This is a genomic window from Yersinia sp. 2545 StPb PI, from assembly GCF_052217125.1.
In the GTDB taxonomy this organism is placed as follows: Bacteria; Pseudomonadota; Gammaproteobacteria; order Enterobacterales; family Enterobacteriaceae; genus Yersinia; species Yersinia enterocolitica_E.
The window spans coordinates 4,403,956-4,415,443 of the sequence record NZ_JAZGPY010000001.1 but is presented as its reverse complement, the minus strand read 5'-3'; the positions used below and the strand labels follow the sequence as shown (position 1 = coordinate 4,415,443).

Sequence of the window (11,488 nt, the reverse complement as noted above, 5' to 3'; positions counted from 1 at the left end):
GTTCCGAGATTGGGCTGGCTGGCTGTGTGGAGACATATAGCGGGTTTAGTTTAGACAGAATTTGCCTGGCGGCCATAGCGCGGTGGTCCCACCTGATCCCATGCCGAACTCAGAAGTGAAACGCCGTAGCGCCGATGGTAGTGTGGGGTCTCCCCATGCGAGAGTAGGACACTGCTAGGCATCAAATAAGCAAAAGAGGCTACCCTAACGGGTGGCCTTTTTTGTTTGTCTGTTGTGCAGGTTCGATTCGAGCATGATATGCAGTTTGAACATTGAATAACCTTTTCTTTTTGCTTTCTGTCATTTTTATAACCCCCGCCACAGAAAATAACCTTTTTTACCTTAAAATCATTCAATCAAAAATTGAAACGATGTTTTGATTGTGAGGTTTGAATGAATACCGGTCTATTTGTCTGCTCGCTCGCCCTGTCAGCGATACTTACTGCCGCAACAGCACAGGCCAGTCCTGTGACGTATCAAAAAGAAGCTATTACTGAAAATAATCTGCCAGTATTTTATCCTCAGCTAAAAAAACAGATGACTTATCAAAGTTCATGGCTGGCAGGGAGATACACTGACTTTGCACAGTGGAAGAGTGACACCAGAAAGATCTTCCGACAAGCATTGCTCACCCCTGACTCAACAATTGCATTTTCAGCAGAGAAAATAGATCAGCAGGACCGTGGCCGCTATATTGCTGAAAAAATAGCATTAAACATCACAGATGAAAGCCGTGTCCAGGGCTTGCTATTAACACCGAAAAGCAAAGGCCCTCATCCGGCGATTGTTCTTTTGCATGACCATGGGTCTAAATTTGATATTGGCAAAGAGAAAATGATCCGGCCTTGGGGCGATAGCGCGCAGCTTGCCTCAGCGCAGGCTTGGTCGGATAAATTCTTTAGCGGTAAATTCATCGGCGATGAGTTGGCAAAACGCGGTTATGTCGTGCTTTCTATTGATGCTATTGGCTGGGGTGATAGAGGCCCTATCAGCTATGAGCAACAGCAGGCTTTAGCTAGTAACTTCTTTAATCTTGGCCGTTCATTAGCGGGCACGATGGCTTATGAAGATATACGAACGGTTGATTTTCTGGCGACACTTCCATCAGTTGACCGCCAACGTATTGGTGCTCTTGGATTTTCTATGGGAGCGTATCGTGCCTGGCAGTTAGCTGCATTATCGGATAAGGTCGCGGCCACTGCGGCTATCTCTTGGTTTGGTAACTATCAAGGTTTGATGACCCCAGGTAATAATGTACTTCGTGGGCAATCCGCTTTTTACATGCTCCACCCTGGTATTGCCAATAAGTTGGATTTCCCTGATATTGCCAGCTTAGCAGCACCAAAACCGATGCTTCTTTTTAACGGCGGGAAAGATAAATTGTTCCCATCGGATGCGGTCGAGCAGGCTTACAGTAAAGTGCATGCAATCTGGCGGTCACAAAATGCGGAATCACGCTTGGTCACTCGTAGCTGGCCTGCGTTGGGGCACGTATTTTACCAAGAGCAACAAGATGTGGTTTTCCCTTGGTTAGACCGCTGGTTGAAGCCATAAAAAAGGCCCCGAGGGGCCTTTTATCCGCCGAATACGATCAGTGAGAGCTACTTTGAGAGGCACCCAACCCCGTTTGTGAACGGACAAACTGTGCTTTGAAGCGCAGACGTTCTTGCTTACCTTCTTCTGAATTATCGGTGACGGAGAAGAACCATATCCCGACAAATGCCACTATCATTGAGAATAATGCTGGGTATTCATATGGATAAATTGGTTTTGCGTGCCCTAGAATGGTTACCCAGATAGTTGGGCCTAAAATCATCAGGAGCACCGCAGTCAGTAACCCCAACCAGCCACCAATCATTGCACCACGCGTGGTCAGTTTATCCCAATACATTGAAATGAAGATGATTGGGAAGTTACAACTGGCGGCAATGGAGAATGCCAAACCTACCATGAAAGCAATGTTTTGCTTCTCAAACAAAATCCCCAAGCCGATTGCCACAAACCCTAAAATAACGACTGTGATTTTAGAAACTCTCAGTTCATCGCGTTCATTTGCTTTACCCTTCTTGATGACACTGGCGTAAAGGTCATGAGAAACAGCAGATGCCCCCGCTAATGTCAGACCGGCAACCACCGCCAAAATAGTTGCGAAAGCAACTGCCGAGATAAAGCCTAAGAAGAAGCTACCCCCCACGGCATCAGCCAGATGCACTGCTGCCATATTATTACCGCCAAGCAGTGCCCCCGCCGCATCCTTAAAGGCTGGATTCGGGCCGACCAACAGGATTGCGCCAAAACCAATAATAAAGGTCAATATGTAGAAGTAACCGATAAAGCCAGTGGCATAGAACACGCTCTTGCGGGCTTCTTTGGCATCACTTACCGTAAAGAAACGCATTAGAATGTGTGGTAAGCCTGCGGTACCAAACATTAATGCCAAGCCGAGCGACAATGCTGATATTGGGTCAGAGACTAGCCCTCCAGGGCTCATGATCGCCAAGCCTTTAGGGTGAACTTTAATGGCCTCACTGAATAAGGTATTGAAGTTAAAGTTAACCGACTTCATAACCATAATGGCCATAAACGAAGCACCCGCCAGCAGTAACACCGCTTTGATAATCTGTACCCACGTTGTGGCTAACATGCCGCCAAACAAGACGTACAGTACCATCAGGATGCCCACCAACACGACAGCTACATGGTAGTTCAAGCCAAACAACAACTCTATCAGCTTACCGGCACCGACCATTTGAGCTATCAGATATAAAGCGACCACCACTAACGAACCACAGGCAGATAATGTTCTTATCGGCCTTTGTTTCAAGCGATAAGAAGCCACATCAGCAAAAGTATAGCGACCCAGATTACGCAGCCGCTCGGCAATTAAAAACAGAATAATTGGCCAGCCGATTAGAAAGCCGATGGAGTAAATCAAGCCATCATAGCCAGAGGTATAAACTAGCGCGGAAATACCCAGAAATGATGCCGCAGACATAAAGTCCCCAGCAATGGCCAAACCATTTTGGAAACCGGTTATGCGCCCGCCAGCGGTATAATAATCACCCCGGGAACGGGTGCGCTTTGATGCCCAGTAGGTAATATATAATGTCGCGCCAACAAACAGTACGAACATAATGATCGCTTGGATATTGAGCGGCTGGCGATGAACTTCGCCGGTAATTGCTTCTGCCTGTGACAGCGCAGGCAGAGTCAGTAAGGAAAGTACGGACCAATGGCGAGTCTTCATTGCTTCACCTCACGAAGAATTTCTGCCGTCAGACGGTCAAACTCGCCATTAGCACGAATAACGTAAATACCTGTAAGAACAAAAGAAATAACGATCAACCCCACACCAACGGGTATGCCGCGAGTAATGCTGGAGCCTGCATATAGCGGGGTACCGAGCCATTGTGGTTCGAAAGCAATAAGGAAAATGAAACCGACATACAGCGCTAGGGTAATGAGCGACAGTATCCAGGCAAAGCGGCCACGCTTTTGCACCAACTCTTTGAAACGCGGGTTATTTTCAATCTCTTGATAAATGCTGTCATTCATCAGAGTCTCTCCTTTGAGGCATTAATTAAGTTTGCCGCCGGTAGGCGGCACAATTTACGACGGTGTTTGCATTGATTGTTTTTCTTCCAGTAATTTGTCCACTACGCCCGGATCGGCCAGTGTTGAGGTATCCCCTAAGTTGCTGGTATCGCCAGCCGCAATTTTGCGCAGAATACGGCGCATGATCTTGCCTGAACGGGTTTTTGGTAGTGAATCAGTCCAGTGCAAAATATCTGGGGTCGCAATTGGGCCAATCTCTTTACGCACCCAATTACGCACCTCGGTATACAGCTCTGGTGTTGGTTCCTCACCGTGATTCAGCGTGATGTAGGCATAGATAGCTTGCCCTTTAATACTGTGTGGGACACCGACGACGGCAGCTTCGGCAATTTTCGGGTGTGAAACCAATGCGGATTCAATTTCAGCGGTCCCTAGGCGGTGACCTGAAACGTTAAGTACGTCATCGACGCGGCCGGTTATCCAGTAGTAGCCATCTTCGTCACGGCGAGCGCCATCACCACTGAAATACATGCCTTTAAAGGTTGAGAAGTAGGTCTGCTCAAAACGGTCATGATCGCCGAATAAGGTTCTGGCCTGACCCGGCCAAGAGTCGGTTATCACCAGATTGCCTTCGGCTGCACCTTCTTGCAGGTTACCTAAGTTGTCGACCAACGCTGGCTGTACCCCAAAGAAGGGGCGAGTAGCTGAACCGGCTTTTAACTCTGTGGCTCCTGGCAGTGGCGTTATCATGAAACCGCCCGTTTCAGTTTGCCACCAGGTATCAACAATCGGGCATTTACTGTTACCAATCTTGTTGTAATACCATTCCCATGCTTCCGGGTTAATAGGTTCACCAACTGAACCCATAATGCGTAGGGAGTCGCGTTTTGTCCCTTCGATGGCTTTGTCACCTTCGGCCATTAAGGCACGAATGGCGGTAGGAGCGGTATACAGAATATTAACCTGATGTTTATCGATAACCTGACCCAAGCGATTGACGCCTGGATAGTTAGGAACACCTTCAAACATCAGAGTAATAGCACCGCAAGCCAGTGGGCCATACAGCAAATAGCTGTGGCCGGTGACCCAACCAACGTCCGCGGTACACCAGTAGATATCGCCGGGGTGATAATCAAAAACGTATTTAAAGGTCAACGCGGCATAAACCAGATAACCGCCGGTGGTATGTAAAACCCCTTTTGGTTTGCCAGTAGAACCCGAGGTATAAAGGATGAACAGTGGGTCTTCGGCATTCATCTCTTCTGGCGGGCAGTCGGCGGAGGCTTCTTTTATCAGGTCATGCCACCACAAGTCTCTCCCGTCTTTCCAATAGCTGGCATTGCCAGTACGTTGGAAGACGACCACATTTTTGATACTGGTGATAGCTGGATTTTTTAGGGCTTCATCGACATTTTTTTTCAGTGGAATTGCGCGACCAGCACGAATGCCTTCATCGGCAGTAATCACCAGTTTTGAGTTAGAGTCGATAATTCGGCCAGCAACGGCATCAGGTGAGAATCCACCAAAAATAACAGAGTGCACGGCGCCAATACGCGCGCAGGCCAGCATAGCAACAGCGGCTTCTGGCACCATCGGCATATAGATTGCAACCACATCACCTTTCTTGATGCCCAGTTTTTTCAGCACATTAGCAAACTGGCATACATCGTGGTGAAGCTGTTTATAGGTGACGGTTTTTGATTGGTTAGGATCATCACCTTCCCAAATAATTGCGGTTTGATCGCCACGCTCTGCCAGGTGACGGTCAAGGCAGTTAGCTGCAAGATTCAGTGTGCCATCTTCGAACCAGCGGATGCTGATATGACCGGGGTCAAAGGAGGTGTTTTTAACCGTTTTATACGGTTTAATCCAATCAATAATCTTGCCATGTTCGCCCCAAAATTCATCTGGGTTCTGCACAGATTGTTGATAATATTGCTGATATTGTTCAGGGTTTATCAGGGCATGCTCTGCAATTGCAGTTGGAATAGGGTGTTTATGTATTTGGCTCATAATAGTTCTCCTTGAGATTGTTAATAATATGTCAATCAAAAGTTAATTATAGTGTGGAGGGCCGTTTTGTTTCTTTTTTGGGCGGCAGATCACGCATAAAAGATGTTGATTTAGAGACTTACTTAATGTGCTGCGTGGTGAATCGATATCTTAATGATAGGAGACGCGCCTTGTGATCATGCAATAAAGGAAAGGAAATGTGCAGATCAGCTCATTTCTAGCGTGAAATAAGAATATTGAAGGGGGAATGTCACTAAAAGTACTAACGTAGCGTGACTAATGCAATTTAATAGTAGTTGTTAACCAAAAAATTAAAAATTAATTTACAATCATCGGAAAGTTTATATTTTTATATTTTACTGTAATTAGAATTACATATATATATCAACTGAGAATATGAATATATAAATACAAAGCCCAATGGAATAAATATGCAATTTACTATTTTCTCTATTTGAATAAATTTCTCTTATTTCGCTGAAAAAAAATCGACTTTGGTTGCGAAACCTCCAGAATAAGCGGAGAATTAAAATGGCTGAATTTAACAAAATAAAAACAAAATAAGTGAAAAAATAAAACACAATGAGAGTTTATCATGTAATTTAATTTAGCTTGTTTTTTATACAGACAGTTGCGATGTTATTTGTCTCTGATGGATTTTATTATTTTAATAACAAATATTTACTGTGGTCTAAAGATTTTTGGGGCTGAAGTTATGCCTCAGCATCATGTGGGCTTAGTGTAAACAAGGCTTGCAGAAGAGTGTCCAGAAATGATACTGATTTATAACGTGGTCGGCTGGCGGGAGGCTGAACCATACGTTTTATCAACTATAGCCCCGTATTTAATGATTAAGTATTCTATTTGAAATGCTTGGTAACTTGCATTTTATAGGATGCTTTGAGGAATTTTTAGGGTATGAAAAGTGTAAAAATAGGTCTGGCCTGGCAAATACTCATTGCGCTGGTATTAGGTATTTTGGTTGGTGCGGTTCTGCATAATCAAATTGAATCCAGAGAGTGGTTAGTTAGTAATATTTTAAGTCCAGCAGGTGATATCTTCATCCGCTTAATTAAAATGATTGTTGTACCGATAGTTATTTCGACCTTGATCGTGGGTATTGCTGGTGTTGGTGATGCGAAGAAGCTTGGGCGAATTGGCCTGAAAACCATTATCTATTTCGAAGTTATCACTACCATCGCCATTATTGTTGGGATCACCTTGGCGAATGTGTTTCAACCGGGGCACGGCATTGATATGTCGGCATTGACGGTGGTCGATATCTCCCAGTATGAAAAGACCACTGAGCAAGTACAAAGTGGTAGCCACAGCCTGGTGAGCACTATCTTGTCGCTCATTCCTGCCAACGTCTTCGCTTCCATGGCGAAAGGCGATATGTTGCCAATTATCTTCTTCTCAGTGTTGTTTGGTTTAGGGCTGTCTTCATTGCCAAAAGAAACCAAAGAGCCACTGTTGAATGTGTTTAAAGCAATTTCTGAAAGCATGTTCAAAGTCACTCATATGATTATGCGCTATGCGCCTATCGGGGTGTTTGGTTTGATCTCGGTGACGGTTGCCAATTTTGGTTTTGCCTCGCTTATTCCATTGGCCAAGCTGGTTATTTTGGTTTACGCCGCGATTCTATTTTTTGCACTGGTCGTGCTGGGCACCGTTGCCAGATTATGTAAATTACGTATCTGGACATTGATTCGAATTTTGAAAGATGAGCTGATTTTAGCTTACTCTACCGCCAGTTCAGAAACTGTATTGCCACGAATCATCGAGAAAATGGAAGCCTATGGCGCGCCAAAATCGATTACCAGCTTTGTGGTTCCGACGGGCTATTCCTTCAACTTAGATGGTTCTACCCTTTATCAGAGTATTGCCGCCATATTTATTGCCCAGTTATATGGTATCGAGCTGTCCATTGGGCAAGAGATCATTCTAGTCCTAACCTTAATGGTGACTTCTAAAGGGATTGCTGGTGTTCCGGGAGTTTCGTTTGTTGTCTTGTTAGCAACGCTAGGCAGTGTAGGTATTCCACTGGAAGGTTTGGCCTTTATCGCTGGTGTGGACCGTATTCTGGATATGGCACGTACCGCACTGAACGTGGTGGGGAATGCGTTAGCGGTGCTGGTTATTGCCAAGTGGGAACATCAGTTTGACCATAAAAAAGCCAAGGCATACGAGAAGGCGTTATTTGCACCAAAACAGACGCCGGTTAACCAAAGCTAATACTCTTTACCCTTGATGTTCCGGTGATGTTAGTCGCTCGTATTGGCCCGAATCATTTACTCATATAAGATCATTCGGGCTGATTTATTCGCTGCTTGGAGTTGGGCATTGATATTTGTAGGCCCCCTATCGATGAGCGACAGATAGGGGGTTTTTATTTGTGTCTATCATCAATAAAACACCAGTGACATTATTCATTTAGTCCTAAGCGGTATGACCAATGGATAAGCTCAGCGACTTTGTGCACATCCAGTTTTTTCATCATATTAAGGCGGTGGGTTTCTACGGTTTTTTGGCTGATAGAAAGGTGAACCGCGATAATACGATTACAAGCACCCTCGGTAATCAGTTTTAGGATCTGTCGTTCTCGTGGTGTTAGTACTGGTTGGCTGGCATCGCTACCTTGTGCCAGTTTATTAACCAGAGAACTATTGAGTGCGGGATCAATATAGCGTTTACCCACCGCCACCGTTTGAATGGCGGCCAGCAGAATTTGCTGTGGGCTTTTTTTCAGAACATAACCTAGCGCGCCACTGCTTAACGTTTTGCTGGCGTGATGTTCCTCATGACGGGCTGTTAATGCCAGAATCCTCATCGTCGGCCAGCGGCGAAGCAGTTGAATAATGACATCAAGGCCATCCATGCCAGGCAATCCGAGATCTATAATCGCAATGTCTGGTTCTGTCTGGCGGCATAAATTGTATACATCCAGCCCATTATCAGCTTGGCCAACAATTTGATAACGTGGATAAGCTGCCAACATATTTTTAATACCATTAATGATTAGTTCATGATCGTCGACAATCAGTAATTTCGTATTCATAAAGTTATTCCCTTTACCTGATGATTGAAATGGTGTCGCGGGGCTCCCGCGGTTGAAACAGAAAATGGATTATCTCGTCGAGGTGATCGATATCTTGCTGTGTAATGAGTTCATGATTTTCGACTGCTATTTCCAGCTGAATCACAGCGTCTTGTAACTCAATAAGGCCCGCTTGCCCGGCACAGCCTTTTAAGGTGTGAAGCTGGTGCGATAACGTGGGGGTATGGGTGAGAGACTCTCTCACTTGCTGCACTAATAGTTGCAATGATTGTAATAGTTTAAGGCGCAATGAGCTGTCAGCCAGATTCAATAGTGGCCTCGGTGTTGATAACTGGGGAGAGAGAGTGACCCCGCGTTCGAGCTGGAATTGTGCGGTCAGATCCAGTACTTCTGCCAGTTGGCTGAAAGTTACTGGTTTAGAGAGATAATGATTCATCCCCGCCTGACTGGCCCTTATCTTTTCCTCAGGATTGGTATTGGCACTTAATGCCGTAATCATGCAGCGATTATCCTGGTTGGTCGCATCATCACGCCAATAGCGGGTTGTTGCCAGCCCATCCATACTTGGCATACGAATATCCATCAGCACCAGATCAAAACGCTGCGTTTGGCCGAGGCGTAGTGCGATTTCGCCACTCTCTGCCAGAGTCACTTGATGCCCCAATTGGCGCAGCATCATGCCGGTGATATCTCGATTGGTTTCAGCATCATCGACTAACAATATGGTCATATGCCAAGGTTGTAGTGGGAGAGCATGTGGTATCTCTTGCTGAGATGAGGCGGGCTGCTTCTCTCCGTTAAGATGCTTTTTAACGTTGCTATATAAGCGACCGGGTAGGTAGCACAGCTCTTTATCGTTAAAGGGGGTCTGCGGCAGGTGTACTGATTGATTACCTTCTGGCGGGCAGGTTATCCCCCACGAAGATAATTGAGCATGTAATGGCTGTGGTGCACATATTTCACCTTTAAACGGTTTGAGCACTATTATCCCACAAAATGGCAGACTTAATGAGAAGCGACTACCGTGGTCTGGTAGGCTAAAAAGTGTAATATTCCCCCCCATCATTCTTGCCAGATTATCTGCAATAGTTAGTCCCAACCCCGTTCCCTGCCCGTGCTCATGGGTCTGGACAAAAGGGTGGAATATCTCTTGTTGAAGCTGCAAATCAATACCACAGCCGGTATCTTCAACAGTGAAGCAGAGCTGCTGGCCCTTACGGACTACATTGAGCCTAATATGGCCACATTGCGTGAATTTAACGGCATTGCCCAATAAGTTAACCAGAATCTGCTTTAAGCGTTGTTTGTCCAACTCCAGTTCCAGCGGCACATCCGAACTGACGTAAGTAGAGAGGGTGATGGCTTTACTCAAGGCCTGGCTATGAATAGTTAACATGGCCTGATCCAATAAGGGCAATAAGGCGGTTTTCTCTTGAGACAAGGCCATTTGCCCCGACTCAATACGTGAAAAATCCAACAGGTTGTTAACTATCATCAGTAAAGAATGTGAGCACTGGCGAGCGGTCTCGGCCAACCGATATTGCTCGCAGGTCAGTGGGGTATTTTGTAATAACTCAACCGCACCTAGCGTGCCATTTAAAGGGGTACGAATTTCATGACTGATAGTGGTTAGATGGACACTCTTACGGCGATTAGCCTGTTCGGCCAGCTGTTTTGATTTTGCCAGTGCCAGCGTGCGTTCCTTTACTTTCATTTCAAGGGTGTCGTACTGCTCATTCAAGGTGTCTAGCAAGTTGTTATAAGCACGAGCAATCTGCCCTAACTCATCCATGCGTTTCACTGGTAAACGCGGCTCCATCGCTTGTGGGCCGGTGGCACCAATAATATTGATGAAGTTCCATAGGGGAATAGCGAGGTAATATCGCAGTAATAAAGAGAGCACTAACGTGAGCAGCAGCAAAATAGCCAGTGCAAAGGGGAGTTGATGTAATGCGGGTTTGGCCGCTTCCCAGGCAAAACCGACGCGGGGATAAATAACTAACTGTTGCCAACCGGGGCCTTTTAACTGGGTTCTTAATACCAAATAATCAGGTGTTTGTTGCCAACCATCATGTAAATTTCGGTCTTTTAGCTGGCGAAGAATCTCATGTAACTGATGCGAAGGTATATTTTGCTGAGATATCGGTAACAACTCGCCACTCTTATCCAACCATAAATTAATATCTCTCTGTTCAACTGGCTGATTATCCGTCACCAACTCATTCAGTTTTAATGAGAATCCAGCTAATGAACCGGCGTGGTCACATGCGGCAACAGAAACATGCCAGCCTCGTTGTGGGCTATAAGTCGGCATCCCCCAAAAAATATTGTCATGGGTAGGAAATATTGGCAGTAAAAGTAATTCTTTACGTCGCTGGTTCAAATAGTTATTTGATACCGCCTGTGGTCTGAATATGGTAATACCTTCTTTGTTTTTAATCGTGAAACTGTCGAGATAATAAGTTTGACCAGAAGTTCCATATGCCTGAGCGATGCGAAGGTCATGTCTGGATTGGATGGCATTACACATTCCTGAACTAAAAGGAATATTGTCGCTCGGATCATCATCTGTATGTCTAATAGGCAATCGCCAGGTGGCTTGGTAACTTGTCTGGCGACTTATCAATGCGGTTGCGTCCCGTTCTGCGCCTTCAAATTGGTAATTACTTAAATCTGCGCGTAATGATGCCATGTGGGTTAATTCATTCACCAAACGTTGGCGTGTATCCTCATATGAGAAGAATGCCATGGCCGCAATTGAAATAAGCCATATGGCCATTAAGGTCATGCCCAGTAATAGTGTCAATCGAGTGACGAGTGATGATGAATTTTCCATAAAGTCACCTGACTGTTTTTTTTAGT

The 11,488-nt window shown here is 45.4% G+C and carries 7 protein-coding genes and 1 rRNA gene; 3 read left to right on the top strand and 5 right to left on the bottom strand.

From position 1 onward, the window contains the following. Window positions 1-64 precede the first annotated feature (64 nt). Both rrf and V1955_RS20490 read left to right on the top strand, forming a co-directional pair. Window positions 65-180: ribosomal RNA gene (rrf, locus tag V1955_RS20495) — 5S ribosomal RNA — on the top strand. 213 nt (window positions 181-393) lie between these two features. Then, window positions 394-1,554 (top strand): dienelactone hydrolase family protein, encoded by a 1,161-nt coding sequence (locus V1955_RS20490; protein WP_420073850.1) that lies wholly within the window; start codon window positions 394-396, stop codon window positions 1,552-1,554. Between the two features lie 37 nt (window positions 1,555-1,591). Here the strand turns inward: V1955_RS20490 and actP are convergent, their stop codons facing one another. The 3 genes from actP to acs are packed head-to-tail and all read right to left on the bottom strand — an operon-like array spanning window position 1,592 to window position 5,568. Then, complete coding sequence (actP, locus tag V1955_RS20485) at window positions 1,592-3,247, bottom strand: cation/acetate symporter ActP (protein ID WP_083161141.1); 1,656 nt, start codon at window positions 3,245-3,247, stop codon at window positions 1,592-1,594. Continuing rightward, complete coding sequence (locus V1955_RS20480) at window positions 3,244-3,555, bottom strand: DUF485 domain-containing protein (RefSeq protein WP_083161139.1); 312 nt, start codon at window positions 3,553-3,555, stop codon at window positions 3,244-3,246. Before V1955_RS20480 ends, actP begins: the two co-directional genes overlap by 4 nt. A gap of 54 nt (window positions 3,556-3,609) precedes the next feature. After that, window positions 3,610-5,568, bottom strand: coding sequence for an acetate--CoA ligase (acs, locus tag V1955_RS20475; protein ID WP_083161137.1), 1,959 nt, complete (start codon window positions 5,566-5,568; stop codon window positions 3,610-3,612). 918 nt (window positions 5,569-6,486) lie between these two features. On the opposite strand from acs, the gene gltP reads away from it, so the two are divergent. After that, complete coding sequence (gene gltP, locus V1955_RS20470; protein WP_083161135.1) at window positions 6,487-7,803, top strand: glutamate/aspartate:proton symporter GltP; 1,317 nt, start codon at window positions 6,487-6,489, stop codon at window positions 7,801-7,803. 190 nt (window positions 7,804-7,993) lie between these two features. Here gltP and V1955_RS20465 read toward each other — a convergent pair whose 3' ends face one another. Both V1955_RS20465 and V1955_RS20460 read right to left on the bottom strand, forming a co-directional pair. Beyond that, a complete protein-coding gene (locus tag V1955_RS20465; RefSeq protein WP_083161133.1) occupies window positions 7,994-8,626 on the bottom strand; it encodes a two component system response regulator in 633 nt (210 codons plus the stop codon). A gap of 13 nt (window positions 8,627-8,639) precedes the next feature. Continuing rightward, window positions 8,640-11,462 carry a two component system sensor kinase gene (locus V1955_RS20460; RefSeq protein WP_420072888.1) on the bottom strand — a complete coding sequence of 941 codons (2,823 nt, stop codon included), beginning with the start codon at window positions 11,460-11,462 and terminating at the stop codon, window positions 8,640-8,642. Between the last annotated feature and the right edge of the window lie 26 nt (window positions 11,463-11,488).